Source organism: Tenacibaculum jejuense, assembly GCF_900198195.1.
Taxonomy (GTDB): domain Bacteria; phylum Bacteroidota; class Bacteroidia; order Flavobacteriales; family Flavobacteriaceae; genus Polaribacter; species Polaribacter jejuensis.
Window position 1 is genome coordinate 3,259,731 of record NZ_LT899436.1, and the last position, 26,346, is coordinate 3,286,076.

8 protein-coding genes are annotated in these 26,346 nt (G+C 33.4%); 2 read left to right on the forward strand and 6 right to left on the reverse strand.

Annotated features, from left to right (window positions below; all coding sequences use genetic code 11):
• Window positions 1–49: 49 nt before the first annotated feature.
• The 3 genes from AQ1685_RS14315 to AQ1685_RS14325 all read right to left on the reverse strand — a co-directional run bounded on the left by AQ1685_RS14315 (window position 50) and on the right by AQ1685_RS14325 (window position 4,920).
• Window positions 50–1,459, reverse strand: a complete 1,410-nt coding sequence (locus tag AQ1685_RS14315; protein WP_095073258.1) for a glycosyl hydrolase family 28-related protein — start codon at window positions 1,457–1,459, stop codon at window positions 50–52.
• Window positions 1,460–1,491: 32 nt separating this feature from the next.
• Complete coding sequence (locus AQ1685_RS14320) at window positions 1,492–3,252, reverse strand: T9SS type A sorting domain-containing protein (protein ID WP_095073260.1); 1,761 nt, start codon at window positions 3,250–3,252, stop codon at window positions 1,492–1,494.
• Window positions 3,253–3,366: 114 nt separating this feature from the next.
• Complete coding sequence (locus AQ1685_RS14325; RefSeq protein ID WP_095073261.1) at window positions 3,367–4,920, reverse strand: hypothetical protein; 1,554 nt, start codon at window positions 4,918–4,920, stop codon at window positions 3,367–3,369.
• 547 nt (window positions 4,921–5,467) lie between these two features.
• Here AQ1685_RS14325 and AQ1685_RS14330 point away from each other — a divergent pair.
• Together AQ1685_RS14330 and AQ1685_RS14335 are read left to right on the forward strand one after the other, a co-directional pair.
• On the forward strand, window positions 5,468–6,139 hold the full coding sequence (locus AQ1685_RS14330) for a helix-turn-helix transcriptional regulator (RefSeq protein ID WP_157730237.1): 672 nt from the start codon (window positions 5,468–5,470) through the stop codon (window positions 6,137–6,139).
• A 291-nt stretch (window positions 6,140–6,430) separates the two neighbouring features.
• On the forward strand, window positions 6,431–8,386 hold the full coding sequence (locus AQ1685_RS14335; RefSeq protein WP_095073263.1) for a T9SS type A sorting domain-containing protein: 1,956 nt from the start codon (window positions 6,431–6,433) through the stop codon (window positions 8,384–8,386).
• 78 nt (window positions 8,387–8,464) lie between these two features.
• Here AQ1685_RS14335 and AQ1685_RS14340 read toward each other — a convergent pair whose 3' ends face one another.
• The 3 genes from AQ1685_RS14340 to AQ1685_RS14350 all read right to left on the reverse strand — a co-directional run bounded on the left by AQ1685_RS14340 (window position 8,465) and on the right by AQ1685_RS14350 (window position 26,343).
• A complete protein-coding gene (locus AQ1685_RS14340) occupies window positions 8,465–10,366 on the reverse strand; it encodes a tetratricopeptide repeat protein (RefSeq protein WP_095073264.1) in 1,902 nt (633 codons plus the stop codon).
• A gap of 101 nt (window positions 10,367–10,467) precedes the next feature.
• Complete coding sequence (locus AQ1685_RS14345; protein ID WP_162288578.1) at window positions 10,468–24,069, reverse strand: GEVED domain-containing protein; 13,602 nt, start codon at window positions 24,067–24,069, stop codon at window positions 10,468–10,470.
• A 528-nt stretch (window positions 24,070–24,597) separates the two neighbouring features.
• Complete coding sequence (locus AQ1685_RS14350) at window positions 24,598–26,343, reverse strand: OmpA family protein (RefSeq protein WP_162288579.1); 1,746 nt, start codon at window positions 26,341–26,343, stop codon at window positions 24,598–24,600.
• Between the last annotated feature and the right edge of the window lie 3 nt (window positions 26,344–26,346).

Sequence of the window (26,346 nt, forward strand, 5' to 3'; positions counted from 1 at the left end):
AAACAAGTCAAATATTACCCTTTCATTTCAATTGATATGTTCATCTATTTTACTTTTTTATAATTTTAAAAACTTGATTATTGTAATGTAAAAGATAGAATCCACTTTGCAATTCTTTTCCGACTTGAATCCTCTCTCCTACTTTTACTTTTCTAGTAAAAAGAGGTTGTCCTTCAATAGAAAAAAACGCTATTCTTCCATCTTGTGTTACATTTTCAATATTTAATTCTGATACAAAAGGATTTGGAAAAATTTTGATATCGTTTTTAATAAAAGTCTCTGTCGTTAATGTATTATTTTTTAATACAACAGGATAAAAAGTTCCTCCACTTGGTGGTGTAGATGATAATTCTCTTGGGTTACTGTATTGATCGAAAACAAAAACCTTCGTATCACTACTAAATCTTTCTGAATTATTTTTTCCGCTTACTTCGTTATTAAAAATAATATTGTTCTCACCTGGGGGTTTGTGTCCATATTGACTTCCTCCACTTGCAAAAGCTCCCCAAGATCTCCATTGTTCGCTTTTTACTTTATTATTTTCAATTAAGTTAAATCCATCATCACCATTATGAAAGTTGATATCAACTTCGAAATCACAACCATAAACCACATTATATTTTGCTCCAAGTTGAATAGAAAAATGACGAATTCTTCTTACTCTCTCGTTAAAAATAAGATTGTAATCTCCATTAATTGCATAATAAGCAGCACCACCGCCACCTTTATTGTAGGCTGCATCAACAAAATTATTGCGGAATGTATTATTTCTTCCGTTTACATTAATTGGATTACTTCCTGAATTTTTAAGTGTACAGCTATCTACCCAACAATTTTTACTTTTCTTCTCAATCATAATGAAACTCACATACATATTTTTTAATCCATCGGGATCGTTTTCAAAACAACGATTTCCACACCATTTATTTCTATCTACATTTCTATCGTCGTAAATTGTAATTGGTCTTTCAGGAATATATTCCATCGTTAAATTTTCAATTCCAACATATTCAACTTCATCTAATACAAAAGCTCCTTTATGTTCGAATCTTCTTCTTTGATAACGAACGGTAACGTCTAACTTTACATTATCTCTACTTTCTCCTCGTAAAATGATATTCGATTTTAGCTGAATGGTTTTATCAATGTCGTATGTTCCGTTTTTCAGTAAAATCACACTCAATTCCCCATTTGTATTTAGGTTGTCAATTGCAGATTGTAATCCATCAGCATCTGTTGGATTTACTTCAAGTTTTACTGGTATTGAACTACTAAACGGAACTCCACCTTCAACTCCTGACTTTTGCCATTCTTGCATGAATGGATAAGCAGAATCGTTTTTCGAATTATCGAAAGTTACACCTGGATCTCCAATATTTAGTTGTGCATTTATGAAGTTACTATTGGTTATAGCAACTAAAAAGATAATTAGATGTTTGATTGATTTTTTGGTTTTCATAATTAGAAGATTATGTTTTTCTCTAATGAAAATTACTTTTTGATAAGTTTATATATGTTTTGTTTGTAAACGATAAGATATATGCCTGCCTTTAGTTTATGATTTAGCTCTAAACTTCCTGAATCATTTATTTCTTCTTTTTGAATAAGTTTGCCATCCATTGAATGAATACTTACTTCCTCTCCTGGTTCTGCATTTTTTAGATTAATCTGATCTATAAATGGATTAGGAAAAACAGTAAGTGTTTTTTTTTCTAAACTGCTTAAGTCTTCTGTACTCAAAGTTGAGATTGATCCGACTCTTATGTTTATTGAAATTGTTTTCGTATCGCCATCTAAACCTTTAATAATAGCTTTTAATTCATGAATTCCTTCTTGCAAATCACCAAGAAAATCACTGTTCTTGTTCCAACTATATGGTGTTGAATTCTGGGAACTTATTAATGTTCCATCATAAAATAAACTTACTTCATCTACTTTCGCAGAAGCATCAACTGTTACCACTATATGATCACCAACATTAAATTGTTGATTGTCTTTTAAAATCATAAAATATGGTTCTAAATCTTTCGTAGCTACAACTGCTGGAGGCGAAACAATGACTGGATATAATGTGTTACCTTTTGGAGTTGGATATTTAGACTCGTCAATTTTAAAGTTTGTAGAATGATCTGCTGGCTTTGCTTTTAACGGACCGTGATAGACTTTATTTTTTCTTGAAAAAGGAGATGCACCGTTATGCTGTAATTCTAAAGTTGAATTATTTAAAAGAAAGTTATCTCTTGCTGAGTTTTGATGCTTAATAGACCATGGCCCCATGATTGAAAAATAATCTGGACTTCGAGATGCTGAAGATCTTGATCCTGACATATCTTTTGGTAAAACAACTTTATTTTTTTCAATTAAATTGTTTCCATCATCACCAACATGAAAACTAATTTCTTGTTTGATCTCATTATCATAAACTACATTATATTCTACTCCACCTCCTTGTAAAGAAAAATGGCGTAAATGAGTCATTTGACAATCTGTAATTAGATTGTATCCTTTTTGGATAAAAAAATAACCTTGTGCTCCACCAGATTTGCTAAATGCGCCATCGACAATTAATCCTCTAAAAGTATTGTGTTTTGCATTACATCGCATTGGATCTCGACCTGCATTAATTAAGTTTACATCATCTAACCAACAATCTGAACTTTCTTTAAAAAATACAAGAATATTATCACTTCCATTCAATTCGTCGTTAGCAGAATTACTTGTATTCCAAGTAAATTTTGGAAAACCACTTGAATCTCCCCATTTACGACTTCCTCTAATCGTCATATTATACAACCCAGAAAACCTTGTATTTCTTTCAAAATTGAACGCTTTGTTATCGAAATTTTCATGCATTTCAAAAATGGTTTCACTTCTACTCTCTCCAATTAAACTTACATTACTTTTCATTGTAATTTTTTTATTTACTATGTAAGTTCCTTTTTTAATTAAGATGGTATTTCTTTTATTCCCCATCTTACTAACATCACGAATAGCCGCATTAATTTCATCTATACTTGCGCCTTCTTCTATTGTTCTTTGAACTATTAAATTTTCTTTCAGAGGAATTCCTCCTCGAACTCCAGCTGTAATCCATTTCTCTATTTGTGGATATTGAGCTTTATTCTGATTGATTAGATTTCTGTCGAAAGTTACACCTGGATCGCCAACTCTTATTTGTCCATTTAATAGATAAGATGAAAAACTTATAAGCATTACTGCTATGAAGATTGTTATTGATTTATTTGGTTTCATTATTTAGGAGATTATATTGATTATATGGTTTAACGATAATTATAAGTTCATATTTTAATTAAAAAAAGACTGCCTATAAAAGGCAGTCTGTATGAACTTATTATTTAAGCTATTTTAGTTTGGAAAATTAGCTGAATATTTAGTTATAGTAGCTGGTTTTTTGTTACAAGTAGCGTTGGTATTGTACTTTATATTTTGAATTGAACCTGCTGCGAAATTCCTAAAGTTTTCATTAACTAAAGTTACATTATAATGACCACCAACTGTACTTCCGTTTGTATTGTCATAACTTAGCGATATTGATGGACCATGATATTCAAAACCATCAAACATTCCTAAACTTTTTGCAGGGTTTTTAATTTTATTCCATAAGTTACATGGAATAAATTTTAAGTGTGCTTGCTTGATTTTAGCTCCACCATCATTTTGACTTACTGCTGTTACACCTGTTATTCGTGAACTTTGAAAACTTCCTGCTATTAGTCCACTACCTAGTTGATCTGAAACATATCTATTTCTTGGTGCTGCACTTGCTTCTGGCGTTAATCTAGTAGCCCATTGTGTACCATTATTTCTCTTGTATGGATTTCCTGATAATGCTGATCCAGATAATCCTCTAAATTGTCTTTCTACAAATTTTCTAAATCGTTCTTTTCCATTATCATTCATAGGAAATCTTTTAGCTTTATCAAATAACTCTAAAAATCCTTTTTCTACTCTTACTGCAAAAGCTGAGCCTGTTGCTCTTACTTTTTGTACAGTAACTTTTCCATTCTGCACAAAATGTGGAGAAAACATTACCGCACATAATCCATTGGTGTTTTTTACATCAAAGGCAAAAATATCTGCAATTCCTCCTTCTTTTACACCATCTTTCAATTCATTTTTCATTCCTTTATCATCTGTTTCCATTCGTAATGTAATTCCTCCATCACAAGAAAGTTTATTGAATAAAACATGTTGTGCGTTGTACGTTTGTACAAGTCCATATCCTGTATGCGCACCGGTTTGGTGTATGTTTTCAATAACACCATCTACAGGTCCTGGTCTTCTTTCTGGTGATCCTGGAACGTGAACTAATACAATAGAGTTTACAGAACTTCTTCTATCTTTAATATTGATATCAGCAAATCTAAAATTATCAACACGTCCAATTTTAAGTACATTGATATTTTGATTAGTTAATGAAGGAGAAGAAATATCTACTGTAAACTTAGCTCCATTTTTACCACTAATACTTACATTTTTTAAACGATTTCCGTTTTTACTTCCTCCAATAGAAAATACGCCTCCTTTTGTACCATCTAAAATAATTTTAGTTCCTCCAGCAATTTCTAAATGAATGTTAGACTTTAAAACAACTTTATTCCAGTAATATGTTGACTTTGGAATTTCAATAATTACACCTGAGCCATTTTCATCTGATTGTTGATTAATTAAACGATTCAAATCATTTGTAGTAGTTCCAGTAAACGAAACTCTTGTTGTTCCTGTTGGGGCAGTGTAAAATTGAGATGGTTTAAATTTTTGAGGTAAGCGATTAGCAAGCTCTAATTCTGTGTCTACACTTCCATTTACAGCTTCTAAATTTTCTACATTATCTGAACAAGACGTTGTAATTACAGCTGTTAAGGTTACAGCTGCTAAAAAAAAATTCTTAAAAATCATAATTTAGGGTTAACAATTAAGTTGCCAAAACTACAGTTAACGAAAACGTTGTAGTAAGTCAATATTACCCTATAATTAATCTATTTTACCCAAACAAGGCAAACAAGCGCTATTATTTTGTTTATATAAAAATTAATATTTGACTAGTAAACACAACAACTAAACAATTAATTAACAATTACTTAAAACTAAAAAAAGATGCCTTTTTCATGAAAAAAGTCTTCAAAAAAGGAATAAACACTAATTTTTTTACAAATTCCAGCTGAGTAATCTTAATCTATTTTTATCGTTATTTAGTACTAAAAAATCATTTTTCAAACTTTATTTTTTTATGTATAAAATAAAAAAAGTCATACTCCCATTCATATTATTCTTTTCATTTTCAAATGTTAAAGCGTATCAATCAAAAAGATTTAGTTTTATTACTAACATAAGTATATTTCATACAATTCATACTCTAAATTTATCTAAAACTCACAAAGTTTATGATAATACATCAATTTTTAATTTTAAACTAATTAGAAAAAATAAAAGCATAATGAATTTTATGCTTGCTAATAAAGAGATTTTTTTTTCAGAAGAAAACAACAGCTTAGATTTAAGAATATTAAAAGTTAGACAGAAATTTAGACTTCTACTTATCGTTTTTATTGTTGTTTGTTCTTTGTTAACTTCTCTATTAATTATAATTATTTCAAAGCTAAGAAGTAATAAAACACAAATTAAAAACTTAGAAATAAAAGAAAAAGTAACACTTCAGAATCATATTAAACAAAAAGAAGAAGAAATTTTAGCTACAGTAATTGCCGTTTCTGCACAACAAGAAGAATTGATAGAAACTTTAAAGGTTATAGAAAATTTAAAAGATGAAAAATATAATCAAAGCCTTCATGAAGTATACAACAAACTAAAGAATATTATACAATCATCTTCTAACCTGAACTTAATATTTCAGAAGTTAGAATCTCAATACACTTATTTTAGTACTAGCATTAAAAATATACATCCTAATCTTACAAAAAACGATATTCGAAATTGTATTTTATTGAGATTAGGATTCAGCTTAAAAGATTCTGCCGAGCTCTTAAATGTTTCTGTACATGCTATAAAAATAGCACGACAACGTATAAAAAAGAAAATAAACTATAATGATAATATAAGTTTAAAAGAATATTTAGATACTTTTCAAAATTATCAATCTTTCCCGAATAAAATATAAAGATTATATACCTAAAGTATTACTAATACGATAGTAGTATACACAATGTATACCTTCTTTGTATCTCTTTTGTAACCTTGTTTTTTGAGTATAAAAACAAACGTGTAAGTAATTTTGCTACGCTGGTTAGCAACATTAATAATGGATGTTAGGAAAACAAAGTATAACGTAAATAATCACATACCCCTTATGGTTAAATTTTTAATGATTTTAAGTTATTAAAATATTTCTTAAACCTAAAAACGTTATCCCCTTTACTTTTTTAACCTCCCAAAACATCAATTTTATAAAATGAAAAAAACTAATCTTTTAATTTTATTATTAAACTTAGGTGCTATTTTTAGTGCTAGTTCTCAAAATTTTGACGAAAAGTCTCTTGAAGAACGAACAAGACCTTACGGAGATGCCGACGATGCAACTATTAATTGGAGAATACGTTGGGATCGATCTGACCTTTTTAAAAACGACAATTTCCCAGATTCTGAATATAAATACAATACCAGAATTTGGGCCAAAGAACCTGAAAATGTACAAAGTTGGGTTTGGAGAAACAAACAAAATATAGAACAAAAAGACGGTTCTTTATTTATTACTGCTCGATACAATGAAGCTGGTTTCCCAGAAAATATGGTTCCAGATGGTTGTGTTAATGGAAATCCTTCATCAAATATGGTTCCTGTACGATTTTCTTCTGGAATGTTAAGAAGTACTTCTCCTGGATTTGTATACGGATACTATGAAGCTGCTATTAAAGGAAGTGATGGCTTCCCTGGTGTTTCTCCTGCATTTTGGCTTTATAATCAAATAAAATCTAATGCAACTGTTGGTAAAGTTCGTTATCAAGAAATTGATGTAGTAGAACTTACTCAAGAAGGAACTAGTGAAGCTACTCGTAAAGTTATGGACCATAATTTACATGCAATTACCACAGCTTCTTCTAGACAACGTTTTGACAACTCCGTAAATCCTCCAGTTGGTGCTTTTGTTCCGTCTGTAGAAAATGGTGGATTAACAGTTGGACCAATTAATAGTACTGCTGGTAGAAGATGGTGGAGACCAAAACAAAATACAGCTGCTGAACGAAATGAAACTCATGAATTTGAACCTAGAGATATCAATATTTTTGGATGTAGAGTTACAAGTCAGGAAATTATTTGGTATGTTAATGGTAAAGAAATAGGGAGAAAACCTAATGTTTTGTGGCAAAAAGAGGCTGACTTAACAAATCCTATGCGTATTACTCTATCTTTAGGAATACGTGCGCCTTATAATCAATTTTGTAGTAATCGATTTGTAATGCCAGATCCGACTGTTTTATCTAGAGCAAAAGATTTCTTCCCACAATCTATGCAAGTACTTTACGTAAAAGTATTTGAACCAATGAATGCATCTACACTAAATATTCCTGTTACAGGTGTAACTTTAAAAAAGTCTGAAGTTCCTGTTAGAGTTGGTGGAAATACGATTTTAACTCCAGTTATTGCACCTACTGAAGCAAGTAATAAAGGATTTACTTTTTACAGTGTTTCTGGAATGGACGTAGCTAGAGTAGATTCTAAAACAGGAATTGTAACTGCTTTAAAAGAAGGAACTGCTACTTTTAGAGTAATAACTGAAGAAGGTAACTTTTTTGATGACATAACGATTACTGTTGGGAATAATCCTGGTCAAACTAGAAGAGCTGTTATTCCTGTTCCTCCAGGATCTGCTGAGTTAGCTCCTGACAATTCTGACAATGACAATGATAATGATAATGATAATGATAATGATAATGATAATGATAATGATAATGGAGATACTAATATTCCGCCTAGTTCTGGTAATTGTAACTCAATTTCTACTTGGAAGAAATCTAATTCATACCAGAAAGGCGATAATGTAAAATTGAATAACATTATCTATGAGCTTAAAAATAATAGCGTTGGGAAGTGTAAACCAGGTGCAAATACCAATTGTTCAAGAAATCAGTGGAGGGAAATTGGACAATGTACTGCTTCTAGAACAAGCTTTACAGAACTTAATACTGAAGTGAAAGTTTTTCCTAACCCTTCTATCAATGTTGTAAATATTACTTCTGAACGAGGTGCAAAAATAAGTATCGTAGATACAGCTGGAAAAGTAGTTTTATCTAAAGTAGCTGAGGGTCAGATTACTTCTTTTAATACTGATAATTTTTCAGAAGGTCTGTATTTAATTCGTGTTCAGAAAGCAACTGAAACTGTAACGAAAAAGCTAATCATCAAATAAACTGAATTAATACAGTCAGTTAATCAAGGGGGCTAATTACAAAGGTCTGATCATTAATACGATCAGACCTTTTTTAAATTATAATTGATTTACCACATCCTGCAGTGAAGTTTCTGGAGTTAGTTCCATTTTTTTTCGCAGCCTATATCTAGCTTTTTTTACACCTTCATATGTTATATTTAAAATCGCTCCTATCTCTTTATATGATAAATTCATTTTAATTAACGCAAGTAATCTTAATTCTCCAGATGTTACTTTAGGATGTTTTTCTTTTATTTTAAAATGAAAATTAGGATGCACTTTTTCGAAATAATTTCTAAAATTATTCCATTGCTCTTTATCATGTACCAATTCACTCCTAATAATTTGTAATAACGTTTTATAATTAAAATTAATAGCACCGTTATCTGTTTTCATGGTGTCTTCTATATATTTTTTTATTTTTTTAAGGACTAAGTTCTTTTTTGTTATTTGTAAAGTATGCGTTACTAATTCTCGTTTTTTAAATGCTATTTCTGCACTTAACTTTTCTTTTTCTAACATTGAATTTTCAACTAATAATCTCGATTTCAATACCTTTTGCTTGTTATTGTAAAAACCTAAAATTAAAAACATAAAAAAAAGGGTAATACAAATTACTAGAATATTGATTCTTAACTCTCTAATTTTTCTTTCTTTTTTAAAAAATTCAATTTCAACTTCTTGTTCATTAATTTGTTTTTCTTTTTTCTCTATTTCGTAAATAACTTGTAATTCACTTACCTTTTTTAGTTCTTCTAATTTGTAAATAGAATCATTGAGAACATTTACTTTCTCTGCATATTTCAAAGCCGTATTTATTCTACCCTCTTTCTTTAAAACATTCATAAAAATTTTATAAGACTTTTTTTGTAACTCTATATCTTCTACTTTTTCAGATAACTGCATTGCTTCTTTAAGATGTTTCTTAGCTAAATACAATTTGTGAACTGCTAAGTAACTTTTCCCTATCATGCAATGAGCCATAATTTGATCTACAAAATCACCATTTTTTACAAAATTTTTTAATGCTTTATTTAGAAACTGAATCGATTTACCGTATTCTTTCAAATGATAATAGACTTCTCCCATCCTTAATTGAGTTACTGCAATATTTTTTTTATTTAACCAAGAAACTCTAATACCTAGTGCTTTTCTATAATAATAAAGTGCTTTATTAAATTTTTTCTTCCCTATATAGCATTTTCCTAAATTCAAATAGACAATTGAAATTTGTTTTTTATTCTTTGTCTTTTTTACTCCACTTAAAGATTTACTAATATATTCTAATGCCTTATTATATTTTTTTTGTTTGAGATACATACTACCTATATAATGATATATTCTATCAATTCCTTTTTCATCTTCTCTTTTTTCATAAATCTCATTCGCTTTTAAATAAAAAGAAATTGCTTTCTGATAATACCCCATTAGGTTGTATGAAGATCCAATATTTTCATATGCTTTTGCTACTGAAATTAAATCTTTATGTGACTCAAAAATTGATTTTGCTTCTTGAAAATTAAATATTGATTTTAAGTAATTACTTTGATATTTATTAATTACTCCTATTTGAAATAAAGCAGATGCTTGTCCCCACAAGTACTTTTCCTTTCTATTAATAGTTAAAGCTTTATTGAAATAAACTAAAGCTGAATCGTATTCCTTTTTATAATAATGTACTATACCTAAACAATTATTGGCTCCAGCTAAACCACGTCTGTTATTACTCTTTTTTGCAATACTTATAGCTTTTGTTATATAGCTTTTACTAAGATCATAATTGGATGTTACATATTCAATACCTATGTCATTATAGGCTACAATTAATGTAGAATCTGAAGTTTTTTTGTTTTCTATTAGATTTTTTAAACTATCAATTTTTCTTAAGTTTTGAGCTGAAAATGCATAAAAATTAAACAACCAAAAACCTGTAGCAATTATTAAATGTGGGATTTTCACTTACAATGATTTTTTTTATAACCACGAAAATAGAATTACACATTTGTTTTCTTATTAAAACTTTGTTAGAACGAATAATTTTAACTAATCTAATTATGATGTTAATCATTTATATACAAATAGCCTGATTTGGTTAATGATTCTAAATTACCATTGTTAGGGAAATCATATTTAATTATATAAAAATAAGTTCCTGTTGGTAATTTTTCATTCCTCGCTATTGTTAGTCTTCCATCAGAAACTCCTCTAAATACATTATTTACATTATCGTAATTTTCTGTTTCGAAAACCAACACTCCCCATCGATTAAAAATTTTCACCGTATTATTTGCATAACACTCTATTCCTTCTAACAAAAAAATATCATTAGATCCATCATTATTAAATGACACACCATTGTATACTTTTATTGGACAAAAAACATTTAACTCTTGCGTAAAAGTACTAGCATTACCACAAACATCAGTTGCAGTCCAAATACGCTCAATAAGATATCTGTTTGAACAAGTTCCATCTATTCTATTTTCACTAAAAGTTATGTTCACTGTATCATCACAAGTATCTGTAGCCTGTACAGTTACTATTTCTGGAATGGAATCACAGGAAACTAGTAAATTCGGGGGAATAGTTGTATTAAATACTGGTGGAGTATTATCTTCAATAATGATTTCTTGAGTACACATAACTGTATCTCCTCTTTCATCTGTTGCTGTAAAAGTTCGTATAAAAGTTCCAGTATTACCATTACAACCATTTATCAAATTACTATCTGTAAATGTAAATGTAACTTCTCCACAACTTTCAATAACAGTTGGCATACCTGTATTAGTAGTTTCCAATGAAGCTCCACATTCTAAGGTTATTGAAGGCGGACAAGTAATTGCTAAATTCACTACTGGAGCAGCAACTATATTTAGAGAAGTGTTAGAGATACAAGTGATATCTGTAATATCTCTGACTGTTACTTGATAAGTATCTGGAAGTAAATTAGAAAAAATAGGAGAACTTTGAAAAGTTGTTCCATTAATACTATACTCGAAATTATTTCCTACTGGATTACTTATTGTAATTTCTCCTGTGTTAATAGTACAACTTGGCTCAATAGTTACTGTTGCATTTATTACTGGCGGATTTGGTACTGAATTAATCATTACTGAAACTGAACTCGTTGCTGAACATGTGGTATCAACTGTACTTCGAACTGTTAAATCATAAGTATTAGGTGACAAATTTGTAAAAATTTCACTTGATTGAAATGTAATTCCATCAATACTATATTCTACATTGGGCTGATTTACAAAAGTGATCGTTCCTGTTGGTATAGAACATGTCGGTTGTAAAACACTTGCTAAAACTGGAACTGCTGGCGGAATAGGCACTGAATTAATAACCACTGGAACTGAACTCGTTGCTGAACATGTAGCATCAACTGTACTTCGAACTGTTAAATCATAAGTATCAGGTGATAAGTTTGAAAAAACTTCACTTGTCTGAAAAGTAATTCCATCAATACTATATTCAACATTTGGCTGAGAAACAATAGTGATCGTTCCTGTTGGTATGGAACAAGTCGGTTGTAAAACACTTGCTAAAACTGGAACCGCTGGCGGAATTGGTACTGAATTAATAACCACTGGAACTGAACTCGTTGCTAAACATGTGATATCAACTGTACTTCGAACTGTCAAATCATAAGTATTTGGCGAAAGATTAACAAACACTTCACTTGATTGAAAAGTAATTCCATCAATACTATATTCTACATTGGGCTGATTTACAAAAGTAATCGTTCCTGTTGGTATAGAACAAGTCGGTTGTAAAACACTTGCTAAAACTGGAACAGTTGGCGGACTAGGTACTGAATTAATTACCACTGGAACTGAACTCGTTGCTGAACATGTGGCATCAACTGTACTACGAACTGTTAAGTCATAAGTATTAGGTGACAAATTTGAAAAAACTTCACTTGACTGAAAAGTTACTCCATCAATACTATATTCAACATTTGGTTGACTAACAAAAGTGATTGTTCCTATTGGTGTAGAACAGGTAGGTTGTAAAACACTTGCTAAAACTGGAACCGCTGGCGGAGTTGGTACTGAATTAATCACTACTGGAACTGAACTTGTTGCTGAACATGTAGCATCAACTGTACTTCGAACTGTTAAATCATAAGTATTAGGTGGCAAGTTTGAAAAAACTTCACTTGATTGAAAAGTAATTCCATCAATACTATATTCTACATTGGGCTGATTTACAAAAGTGATCGTTCCTGTTGGTATAGAACAAGTAGGTTGTAAAACACTTGCTAAAACTGGAACAGTTGGCGAACTAGGTACTGAATTAATAACCACTGGAACTGAACTCGTTGCTGAACATGTAGCATCAACTGTACTTCGAACTGTTAAATCATAAGTATTAGGTGGCAAGTTTGAAAAAATTTCACTTGATTGAAAAGTTATTCCATCAATACTATACTCTATATTTGGTTGACTTACAAAAGTGATCGTTCCTGTTGGTATAGAACAAGTCGGTTGTAAAACACTTGCTAAAACTGGAACCGCTGGTGGACTAGGTACTGAATTAATAACCACTGGAACTGAACTCGTTGCTGAACATGTGATATCAACTGTACTTCGAACTGTTAAATCATAAGTATTAGGTGACAAGTTTGAAAAAATTTCACTTAATTGAAAAGTAATTCCATCAATACTATATTCTACATTGGGCTGACTTACAAAAGTGATTGTTCCTGTTGGTATAGAACAAGTCGGTTGTAAAACACTCGCTAAAACTGGAACCACTGGCGGAATCGGCACTGAATTAATAACCACTGGAACTGAACTTGTTGCTGAACATGTAGTATCAACTGTACTTCGAACTGTTAAATCATAAGTATCAGGTGACAAGTTTGAGAAAACTTCACTTGATTGAAAAGTAATTCCATCAAAACTATATTCTACATTGGGCTGACTTACAAAAGTGATTGTTCCTGTTGGTACAGAACAAGTTGGTTGTAAAACACTTGCTAAAACTGGAACCGCTGGCGGAATTGGTACTGAATTAATCACTACTGGAACTGAACTTGTTGCTGAACATGTAGCATCAACTGTACTTCGAACTGTTAAATCATAAGTATTAGGTAGCAAGTTTGTAAAAATTTCACTTGATTGAAAAGTTATTCCATCAATACTATACTCTACATTGAGCTGACTTACAAAAGTGATTGTTCCTGTTGGTATAGAACAAGTCGGTTGTAAAACACTAGCTAAAACTGGAACTGTCGGCGAAGCAGGTACTGCATTTATTGTTACTGGAATAGGGTTTGTTGTTATACAATTTCTTTCTATTGAACTTCTTACTGTTAAATTGTAGGTATTGGGCGGTACATTTGAAAAAATTTCACTTGTTCTGAAAGTTATTCCGTCAATACTATATTCAACATTTGGCTGACTTACAAAAGTGATTGTTCCTGTAGATATAGAACAAGTAGGTTGTAAAACACTTGCTAGTACTGGTATTGATGGAGAACTTGGGACTGAGTTTATAGTTACAGGAAATGGACTCACAGTTGTACAACGTAATCCTGTCGTGCGTCTTACTGTAAGTGTGTAAGTATTTGGTGACAAGCTCATAAATACTTCACTAGTTTGAAAATTTATCCCATCAATACTATACTCAACATTTGGTTGTACCACAAATGTAATTGTACCACTAGGAACTAAACAAGTTGGTTGGGTTACAACTGCACTTGGAGTTATTGGGGCTGAGCTTTCATTAATCCTTACTATAGCTGTATCAGTTTCTGAACTACATGTACCTGAGCCTGTTACCGTATACGTATAATCACCTGCTGCTGTGATCGGGAAAATAACAGGAACTCCTAGACTCGTCGTCCAACTTCCGCCTGCATCTTCGTCTGTTAAATTATTTAGTAAGTCTAATTCGCTAACACTTTCCGTAGAACAAATTGAAATCACACCTCCACTAATCCCTGCTTCGGGTGCATCTGTAATACTAATGGTTACTGTAGCTGTATCAGTTTCTGAAATACATGCGCCTGAACCTGTTACTGTATACGTATAATCACCTGCTGCTGTGATCGGAAAAACAACAGGAACTCCTAGACTCGTTGTCCAACTTCCGCCTGCATCTTCGCCTGTTAAATTATTTAGTAAGTCTAATTCGCTAACACTTTCCGTAGAACAAATTGAAATCACACCACCACTAATCCCTGCTTCGGGTGCACCTGTAATACTAATCGTTACTGTAGCTGTATCACTTCCTGAACTACATGCACCTGAGCCTGTTACAGTATACGTATAATCACCTGCTGCAGTAATTGGAAAAACAACTGGTGCTCCTAAACTCGTTGTCCAACTTCCGCCTGCATCTTCGCCTGTTAAGTTATTTAGTAAGTCTAATTCGCTAACACTTTCCGTTGAACAAATTGAAATCACACCACCACTAATTCCTGCTTCGGGTGCATCTGTAACACTAATGGTTACTATAGCCGTATCAGTCTCTGAAATACATGCACCTGAGCCTGTTACCGTATACGTATAATTACCTGCTGCTGTGATCGGGAAAACAACTGGGATTCCTAGACTGTTCGTCCAACTTCCGCCTGCATCTTCACCTGTTAAGTTATTTAGTAAGTCTAATTCGCTAACACTTTCCGTTGAACAAATTGAAATCACACCACCACTAATTCCTGCTTCGGGTGCATCTGTAATACTAATGGTTACTGTAGCCGTATCAGTTTCTGAAATACATGCACCTGAGCCTGTTACCGTATACGTATAATTACCTGCTGCTGTGATCGGGAAAACAACTGGGATTCCTAGACTGTTCGTCCAACTTCCGCCTGCATCTTCACCTGTTAAGTTATTTAGTAAGTCTAATTCGCTAACACTTTCCGTTGAACAAATTGAAATCACACCACCACTAACTCCTGCTTCGGGTGCATCTGTAATACTAATGGTTACTGTAGCTGTATCACTTTCTGAAATACATGCGCCTGAGCCTGTTACCGTGTAGGTATAATCACCTGCTACAGTAATTGGAAAAACAACTGGAGCTCCTAAACTCGTCGTCCAACTTCCGCCTGCATCTTCGCCTGTTAAATTATTCAGTAAATCTAATTCGCTAACACTTTCCGTTGAACAAATTGAAATCGCACCTCCACTAACTCCTGCTTCGGGTGCATCTGTAATACTAATGGTTACTGTAGCTGTATCAGTTTCTGAACTACATGCACCTGAGCCTGTTACTGTGTAGGTATAATCACCCGCTGTAGTGATTGGGAAAAGAACTGGGACTCCTAGACTGTTCGTCCAACTTCCGCCTGCATCTTCGCCTGTTAAATTATTCAATACATCTAATTCACTAACACTTTCCGTAGAACAAATTGAAATAGCTCCACTACTAATTCCTGCTTCGGGTGCATCTGTAACACTAATGGTTACTGTAGCTGTATCAGTTTCTGAAATACATGCGCCTGAGCCTGTTACCGTGTAGGTATAATAACCTGCTACACTAATTGGAAAAACAACTGGAGCTCCTAAACTCGTCGTCCAACTTCCGCCTGCATCTTCACCTGTTAAGTTATTTAGTAAGTCTAATTCGCTAACACTTTCCGTAGAACAAATTGAAATCACACCACCACTAATTCCTGCTTCGGGTGCATCTGTAATACTAATGGTTACTGTAGCCGTATCAGTTTCTGAACTACATGCACCTGAGCCTGTTACCGTATACGTATAATTACCTGCTGCTGTGATCGGGAAAACAACTGGGATTCCTAGACTGTTCGTCCAACTTCCGCCTGCATCTTCGCCTGTTAAATTATTCAGTAAATCTAATTCACTAACACTTTCCGTTGAACAAATTGAAATCACACCACCACTAATTCCTGCTTCGGGTGCATCTGTAACACTAATAGTTACTGTAGCTGTATCACTTTCTGAAATACATGCGCCTGAGCCTGTTACCGTATACGTATAATCACCTGCTGCTGTGATCGGAAAAACAACTGGGATTCCTAGACTCGTCGTCCAACTTCCGCCTGCATCTTCACCTGTTAAGTTATTTAGTAAGTCTAATTCGCTAACAATTCCCGTAGAACAAATTGAAATCACACCACCACTAATTCCTGCTTCGGGTGCATCTGTAACACTAATGGTTACTGTAGCCGTATCAGTCTCTGAAATACATGCGCCTGAACCTGTTACCGTATACGTATAATCACCTGCTACACTAATTGGAAAAACAACAGGAACTCCTAAACTCGTCGTCCAATTTCCGCCCGAATCTTCGCCTGTTAAATTATTTAGTAAGTCTAATTCGCTAACACTTTCCGTTGAACAAATTGAAATTATACCACTGCTAACTCCTGCTTCCGGTGCATCTGTAACACTAATGGTTACTATAGCTGTATCCGTTTCTGAAATACATGCGCCTGAGCCTGTTACCGTATACGTATAATCACCTGCTACAGTAATTGGAAAAACAACTGGGATTCCTAGACTCGTCGTCCAACTTCCGCCTGCATCTTCACCTGTTAAGTTATTTAGTAAGTCTAATTCGCTAACAATTCCCGTAGAACAAATTGAAATCACACCACCACTAATTCCTGCTTCGGGTGCATCTGTAACACTAATGGTTACTGTAGCCGTATCAGTCTCTGAAATACATGCGCCTGAACCTGTTACCGTATACGTATAATCACCTGCTACACTAATTGGAAAAACAACAGGAACTCCTAAACTCGTCGTCCAATTTCCGCCCGAATCTTCGCCTGTTAAATTATTTAGTAAGTCTAATTCGCTAACACTTTCCGTTGAACAAATTGAAATTATACCACTGCTAACTCCTGCTTCCGGTGCATCTGTAACACTAATGGTTACTATAGCTGTATCCGTTTCTGAAATACATGCGCCTGAGCCTGTTACCGTATACGTATAATCACCTGCTACAGTAATTGGAAAAACAACTGAGGCTCCTAAATTCGTTGTCCAACTTCCGCCTGCATCTTCGCCTCTTAAATTATTAAGTACATCTAATTCACTAACACTTTCCGTAGAACAAATTGAAATCACACCACCACTAATTCCTGCTTCGGGTGCATCTGTAACACTAATGGTTACTATAGCCGTATCAGTCTCTGAAATACATGCGCCTGAGCCTGTTACCGTGTAGGTATAATCACCTGCTGCTGTGATCGGAAAAACAACTGGTGCTCCTAAACTCGTTGTCCAACTTCCGCCTGCATCTTCACCTGTTAAGTTATTTAGTAAGTCTAATTCGCTAACACTTTCCGTAGAACAAATTGAAATTATACCACTGCTAACTCCTGCTTCCGGTGCATCTGTAACACTAATGGTTACTATAGCTGTATCCGTTTCTGAAATACATGCGCCTGAGCCTGTTACCGTATACGTATAATCACCTGCTGCTGTGATCGGAAAAACAACTGGGATTCCTAGACTCGTCGTCCAACTTCCGCCTGCATCTTCACCTGTTAAGTTATTTAGTAAGTCTAATTCGCTAACAATTCCCGTAGAACAAATTGAAATCACACCACCACTAATTCCTGCTTCGGGTGCATCTGTAACACTAATGGTTACTGTAGCCGTATCAGTCTCTGAAATACATGCGCCTGAACCTGTTACCGTATACGTATAATCACCTGCTACACTAATTGGAAAAACAACAGGAACTCCTAAACTCGTCGTCCAATTTCCGCCCGAATCTTCGCCTGTTAAATTATTTAGTAAGTCTAATTCGCTAACACTTTCCGTTGAACAAATTGAAATTATACCACTGCTAACTCCTGCTTCCGGTGCATCTGTAACACTAATGGTTACTATAGCTGTATCCGTTTCTGAAATACATGCGCCTGAGCCTGTTACCGTATACGTATAATCACCTGCTACAGTAATTGGAAAAACAACTGAGGCTCCTAAATTCGTTGTCCAACTTCCGCCTGCATCTTCGCCTCTTAAATTATTAAGTACATCTAATTCACTAACACTTTCCGTAGAACAAATTGAAATCACACCACCACTAATTCCTGCTTCGGGTGCATCTGTAACACTAATGGTTACTATAGCCGTATCAGTCTCTGAAATACATGCGCCTGAGCCTGTTACCGTGTAGGTATAATCACCTGCTGCTGTGATCGGAAAAACAACTGGTGCTCCTAAACTCGTTGTCCAACTTCCGCCTGCATCTTCACCTGTTAAGTTATTTAGTAAGTCTAATTCGCTAACACTTTCCGTAGAACAAATTGAAATTATACCACTGCTAACTCCTGCTTCCGGTGCATCTGTAACACTAATGGTTACTATAGCTGTATCCGTTTCTGAAATACATGCGCCTGAGCCTGTTACCGTATACGTATAATCACCTGCTGCTGTGATCGGAAAAACAACTGGGATTCCTAGACTCGTCGTCCAACTTCCGCCTGCATCTTCACCTGTTAAGTTATTTAGTAAGTCTAATTCGCTAACAATTCCCGTAGAACAAATTGAAATCACACCACCACTAATTCCTGCTTCGGGTGCATCTGTAACACTAATGGTTACTGTAGCCGTATCAGTCTCTGAAATACATGCGCCTGAACCTGTTACCGTATACGTATAATCACCTGCTACAGTAATTGGAAAAACAACTGAGGCTCCTAAATTCGTTGTCCAACTTCCGCCTGCATCTTCGCCTCTTAAATTATTAAGTACATCTAATTCACTAACACTTTCCGTAGAACAAATTGAAATCACACCACCACTAATTCCTGCTTCGGGTGCATCTGTAACACTAATGGTTACTATAGCTGTATCCGTTTCTGAAATACATGCGCCTGAGCCTGTTACCGTGTAGGTATAATCACCTGCTGCTGTGATCGGAAAAACAACTGGTGCTCCTAAACTCGTTGTCCAACTTCCGCCTGCATCTTCACCTGTTAAGTTATTTAGTAAGTCTAATTCGCTAACACTTTCCGTAGAACAAATTGAAATCACACCACCACTAATCCCTGCTTCGGGTGCATCTGTAACAGTAATCGTTACTGTAGCAGTATCAGTTTCTGAAATACATGCACCTGAGCCTGTTACCGTATACGTATAATCACCTGCTACAGTAATTGGAAAAACAACTGGGATTCCTAGACTCGTCGTCCAACTTCCGCCTGCATCTTCACCTGTTAAGTTATTTAGTAAGTCTAATTCGCTAACACTTTCCGTAGAACAAATTGAAATCACACCACCACTAATCCCTGCTTCGGGTGCATCTGTAACAGTAATCGTTACTGTAGCAGTATCAGTTTCTGAAATACATGCACCTGAGCCTGTTACCGTATACGTATAATCACCTGCTACAGTAATTGGAAAAACAACTGGGATTCCTAGACTCGTCGTCCAACTTCCGCCTGCATCTTCACCTGTTAAGTTATTTAGTAAGTCTAATTCGCTAACAATTCCCGTAGAACAAATTGAAATCACACCACCACTAATTCCTGCTTCTACTAAACTTGAACAATCTATTATTTCAACTTCATAATCTTCTACTTCTCCATCTATTGCAGCTCCAATAGCTCTATCATCTGTTCCTCCAGAAGTTGTATCTGTTAATGTATCTGATGTAATACGAAATCGCATATACGTTGTTCCTGAGGTAACATCAATAGGAAAAGACCAAGTTAATGAAACTGATGTTCCACCTGAAGAAGCTATAGCACTAATAAACTCTTCATTATCATCAAATGTTCCATTTCTATCAAAATCTATCCAAGCATAAATAGTAGCGTCAACCCCTGTAGTATTTACATAAGGAATTGTTATTGTATGGTTTGTTCCATTTATATCCACGTTTGGTACACTACTAGCTAAAGCGTCTTCATCATTTATTCCATCGTTATCATCTCCAATAGCCAAACTATCAAATCCATCTGTCTCGGAATCTACTGTACTTCCTAATGATAAACTTGAGGTATTATTTACTTCATCGTAATTGTTTATTAAATGTCTTGGTCCTCCAACCCCACTAGCAACTAATACTGTTCCGTATGAATCTGGTGCGTCTCCATAATCTAAATTAACCCGAACATTTTTACAGTTAAATCCGTCGTTAGTAGCCGTCGGGACACTTGTTGAAAATTCTACAATAGTTGGTGGAGAAACATTTAAATCCATTCTATACACTGTTCCCGTATTATTTTGAATACCATAAATGAAGTCATCTGCATCCATAAACATAGCCCCAAATATATGAGGCACTGAACTAGTATTACCAACAGGGTAAGGAACAGCACCTAAAGTAGTGAGTGCTCCCGTAGTTAAATCTACAGAATACGCAACTTGATCAAGTCCAACTAAAAATCCGGTACCATCATTTACAACTATATCAGCAGTTTGAACACTGAGAGTAGGACTAATAGTAATGGTATTGGTAACCGTTAAATAAGTAGGTGAAGTTGGGTCTATATCTATTTCATGAATTTCTGAATCTACAACTGACTTTACATATAGTTTATTGTCGGAAACATCTCCTGCAACATATAGCTTTCCTGCTGTAGGAATACCTATTACTGGTCCTACTAAATGATTGGTAAATTCAAAACCAGAGGCCGTTTCTATCATTTCGGTAATGATAACTTTCTCATTATCTACTATAGAATAACTTAGACCGTCGTTTTCATTGTATCCGTATGCATTAGAAAGTGAGTATACTTCATTTGTAACTGTTTGCTGTACAGAGTTTCCTGTGAATAAGTTTATTTCATAGAATTCACCAGTAGCTACTTGAAAAAGAGCTGTAGGGCATAATATTGGATTTGAACTACCAATAACAGTACCCTTTGTACATTGTGTATATTGAAGCAATTGCCCTCCTGAAAATGTGTTGTAGCTATAAAAAGCTTCATCCATTTTACCTTCATAACCTCCAAAAGCAGTTGTTACATCCATAGCAGCATGTAAACCTCCATAAATTCCTCCAAACCCACTTTCATTAAGATGTGCAGGAATTTGAGTTGAAGATACAGTTACATCGCCTTCTAATTCGCCATCTAAATATGATAAACATCTACCGTTATTAAATGTAAAAGTAATATGGTGCCACTCATTATCTGTAGGATATTCAAAATTAGCAACTAAAGCTGAAGTTGCTCCGTTACGTATTCTTACTGTTATATTTCCAGTAGTTATTGCTCTAAAAATTGCTAATCCAGCACCATTACCTCCTTCTTCATACAACATTTGATTTGTTGTAGGTGTATTTGAATCTGGTTTTATCCAAAAACCGACTGACATGTTTCTAAAGGCTCTTCCAAAAGTTTCTGTGGTTGTGCTATGTTGAAAACCCATTTCTGTAGTTCCATCAAAAACTAAAGAATTTCCACCTGCAATATTATCTGTGTCGAAAGTGATTGATGAGGTTACATCAGGGTTATTTGTTCCATCTTCATCGTTAGTCGTATTATCAAATGAAAATACAGCCTCAGTATTATCAACTCTTATGTAATCTATTAAACAAGCACTTATATTTCCTCCTCCATCTATTCTAACGGCATAATCTTCAACTTCACCATTGCTAGCAAAACCTAAAGCTCTATCATCTATATTTCCAGAAGTTATGTCTGTTAACACATCTGATGTAATACGAAATCGCATGTATGTATTTCCTAAAGTAATATCACCAGGAAAAGTCCAATTTAAAATTGCAGAAGTAGCACCAGAACTTGCTGTGACACTTGTAAACTCTTCATTATCATCAAAAGTTCCGTTTCTATCAAAATCTATCCAAGCATAGATAGTGGCATCACTTCCTGTGTTATTTACATAAGGAATAGTTATACTATGCGTTGTTCCGTTTATATCAATATCTTGAATGGTAGTTAAAGCATCTTCATCAACAACTTCATCATTATTATCTCCATTAGCTAAACTAACAAAACCATCGGTTTCTCTATCAATTGTAGCTCCTAAACTTAGGTTAGATGTGTAATTTATTGCATCATAATTTGTAATTAAATGTCTTGGCCCACCATTGCCTGAATTTACCAATGTTGTTCCATAGGAATCAGGTGCATCTCCGAAGTCAAAATTGAATGTATTGTTTTTACAAAAGATACCATCATTAGGTCCCATACTGATTGTATTGGAAAATTCTACAACTTTTGGAAAAGCCCCACTTACATCTAGTCTATAAATTATACCAGTAGTGTTGTTAACTGCATATACGAACCCTTCACCATCCATAAACATTCCTGCTAATGGAGGCGCAACACCAGCAACTCTTCTAAGGCTGGTTACATTACCTGTAGTTAAATCAATCGTATACGCATTTCCGTCTTCCGCTACAGCATACAATATTCCATTAGAAATCACAAAATCTCCAATAGCTATGTTATTACTTAAAAGAATTGTATTTGTTACTGTTAAATAGGTTGGAGAAGTATTATCTATATCAATTTCATATATAACAAGGAGCGAGGTGGTTTTAACATATAATTTATTATTATACACATCACCTGCTACATAATTAACACGAGGAGGGAGACCAACTACTGGACCCGCTTTGTGATTGGTAAATTCATAAGTTTTAGGCGCTGTTTCTTCTATCTCGGTGATTGTTACTTGATCAGCAGTCAGAGAATATATCAAACCATCGTTCTCGTTGAAACCCGCTGCAAGAGTATTCGTAAATACAGTATTTGTAACTGTTTGTTGTATGGTTTCACCAGATGCTAAATCGATACTGTAATATTCACCATTATTTGTTTGAAAAGATACGTCTGGACATAAAATTGGATTTGAATCACCAATAGCACTTCCTTTTAAACATTGTATATATTGTAAAATTTGTCCACCTCTAATTGTATTATAACTATAAAAAGCTTCATCCATTTTACCTTCATACCCACTAAAAGCTGTAGCTACATCCATAGCAGCATGTAAACCTCCATATATCCCTCCAAATCCACTAGCATTAGTATGAGCTGGCATTAAGGTAGTTGAAACTGTAACATCTCCTCCTATTTCCCCATCTAAATAAGTAACACCTCTACCATTGTTAAATGTAAAAGCTATATGATGCCAATCATTATCCGTAGGGTATGGAAAATCAGCAATTAGAACTGATCTTGCTCCATTTCTTATTCTTGTAACAATGTTTCCTGTTGTAACCTCTCTGTAAATTACAAAACCAACACTAGTACCACCTTCTTCATATAAAATTTCATTTGTTGTTGGCACAACTGCATCTGGTTTTATCCAAAAACCAACAGATACGTTTCTAAATGCTCTACCAAAAGTATCTGCGGTAGAGCTAGGCTGAAATCCCATTTCTGTAATTCCATCAAAAATTAAAGAATTTCCTCCTGCAATGTTGTCTGTATCAAAAGTGATTGATGAGGTTATATCAGGATTATTTGTTCCGTCTTCATCGTCTGTTGTATTATCAAATGAAAATATAGCTTCAGTATTTACTGTTTCAATTGTATTTTCTATACATGTACTTATTGGTAAAAAGCTACTTGAATTATCTAGAAAATTAAAATCATTGCTTATTGAAGGCTCTACACTTGATTGACTACTTTTATTTTCAAAAAAAGTATTTGTATCAACTTTAGAAAAAGAAACAGATACTAAACATGCTGTTAAAAGAAATATACTTGAAATTAGGGAAATAGTTTTGTTAATCATTTTAGTATCCATTCATAAATAAAGCTGGGGAATTTTCAAACTTCTATTGCTTTGATAACCTCAATTTTTTCACCAAAAAAGGTGAAAAAATCAAGAATTATCTTTGGAATATAGTGTGTGTAAATAAAACCCCCGTTCTATTGTTTCACGAAACAAAACTAATATTAGAAACTAAAAAAACAGAACAAAACAAGTAGACAAAAAGAGAACAAACAACAATAAAAAGACACTTAAACTTAAGACAAAACACTAATAAACAAACACCTAACCAAACCCCAACAAACTTTAGCCTATTATTTACTTTTACAAAGCATTTCATCGTTAATACGAACTAACCTCAAGAGTAAAATAGTACATTCTCTAATAAAATCTACTTCTTATTTATGCTCGTTTTCAATTAGGCTGTGTTTAATAATTTATAATGATAAAAAGAAAAGCCATTGAATAAACAATGGCTTTTTGGAACGTAGAATTTTTATATCCCCATAAAAAAAATCTACATTTGGAAAGAACTAAATTAAAACCCTCTTATTTTTCTATTACGATAAACTCACTTCTTCTATTTAACTGATGTTCTTCTTCTGTACAATACACATAATCTTTACATTTATTTAACAACCTTGATTCACCATAACCTCTACTTGTAATTCTATTTCGGTTAATTCCATTTTTGATTAAATATTCTCTTGTACTTTTGGCTCTTCGTTTACTTAAAGCCGTATTATAATACCATATTGCACGACTATCTGTATGAGACCTGACTTGAATTTTAATACTTGGATATTTTTTTAATACTGTTACAATTTTATCTAATTCAATAGCCGCATCTGGTCTAATGAAAGATTCGTCAAAATCAAAATAAATTGGATTTAACACTAGAGTTTTTCCTAAATCATCTCCTTTTTTAATTTCTGTGATTTTTGGTAATACCACAGTATCTTTTTTAATTTTTGGTTCTTCTTTTTTCTTAATTTCTATTCGTACAAAACTGTATATATCATCTTTTCCTTTTCCTTCTTTCCGATTTGATGAAAAATATCCTTTTTTTGAATCTTTGTTCATTATGATTGCAAAATCATCTGCTCTACTATTTATTGGTTTTCCAACATTTTCTACTTTCCAAGTATCGCTATCGGAAAATGATTTCACTTTGAAAATATCTAATCCACCAAGTCCGACATGACCATCTGAAGAAAAATACAAATCATTGTTAGCACTAATAAATGGAAAAGTTTCTTTTCCTTCTGTATTAATTTTTGATCCTAAATTTGTTGGAACTCCGAAAGATCCATCAGAATTTACTTCAACTTCATAAATATCTGACTCTCCTTTTCCTCCAGGCATATCTGAAGAAAAATATAATTTTTTCCCATCGTTACTTAATGCAGGATGCGCTATAGAATAAGAATCACTATTAAAAGGTAATGGTTCAGGCTCTGTCCATTCTCCTCTAGCGTTAACACTTGCTCGATAAATTTTTAATTTATCTGTTCTTATCCTTCTTTGCTGATTAAGTTTATCATAGCTACCTCCATCTTCATTATTTCTTGTGAAGTAAACTATTTTTTTATTCTTTGTAAAAACTGGAGTTGATTCATGTAAATCGCTATTGAAAATATGATCCCATTTTTCAATTTCATATAAATCTCCTGTTTCAGGATCTGGTTTTCCTTTATAAAAATCTAAATACAATTCTTTATTCCATTCATGAATATTTTGTTTTGATGTTTCTTCTTTTCTAGAAGAACTAAAAAGTATATAATCACCATAATAAGTTGTACCAAAATCTGTAAAAGAAGAATTCATTTCTAAATTCTTAACTCTATATTTTTCTACTTCTGAATTGGTATCTTTTAAATAATTTTGTTTTTTAAGAAATAATTGCGCTCTGTTATCTTCTGGATTCAACCTTGAAAATTTGTGCATGTACAAATCTGCCTCTTTATAATTACCTATAGCTTTTAAAGTTTGTGCATATCTAAAGAAATATTCAGTCTTCACGATAGTCCCATATTTTTCTAAAAGTCTTTTATACCATTTAGAAGCATTTTCAAACTGACTGTTAAAATAATAGCTATTACCTAACTTTTTGAAAAGTTCTGAGCTTTCAAAACCAGTGTTTACTACTTTTAAATATGTGTTTTGAGCATTTATATATTCGTATTTATCGTATTGTTCATTTCCTTTTTTCAGCAATCTATTTTGAGAAAAAACCGAAACATTCAACACTAAAATTATTCCTAATACTAAGGTCTTTTTAAATGATTTTTTCATTTT

Coding starts and splice junctions, on each gene's coding strand:
- AQ1685_RS14315 (WP_095073258.1), bottom strand. CDS start 1,459: ATGAAAACCAAAAAATCAATCAAACATCTAATTATCTTTTTAGTTGCT.
- AQ1685_RS14320 (WP_095073260.1), bottom strand. CDS start 3,252: ATGAAACCAAATAAATCAATAACAATCTTCATAGCAGTAATGCTTATA.
- AQ1685_RS14325 (WP_095073261.1), bottom strand. CDS start 4,920: ATGATTTTTAAGAATTTTTTTTTAGCAGCTGTAACCTTAACAGCTGTA.
- AQ1685_RS14330 (WP_157730237.1), top strand. CDS start 5,468: ATGCTTGCTAATAAAGAGATTTTTTTTTCAGAAGAAAACAACAGCTTA.
- AQ1685_RS14335 (WP_095073263.1), top strand. CDS start 6,431: ATGAAAAAAACTAATCTTTTAATTTTATTATTAAACTTAGGTGCTATT.
- AQ1685_RS14345 (WP_162288578.1), bottom strand. CDS start 24,069: ATGATTAACAAAACTATTTCCCTAATTTCAAGTATATTTCTTTTAACA.
- AQ1685_RS14350 (WP_162288579.1), bottom strand. CDS start 26,343: ATGAAAAAATCATTTAAAAAGACCTTAGTATTAGGAATAATTTTAGTG.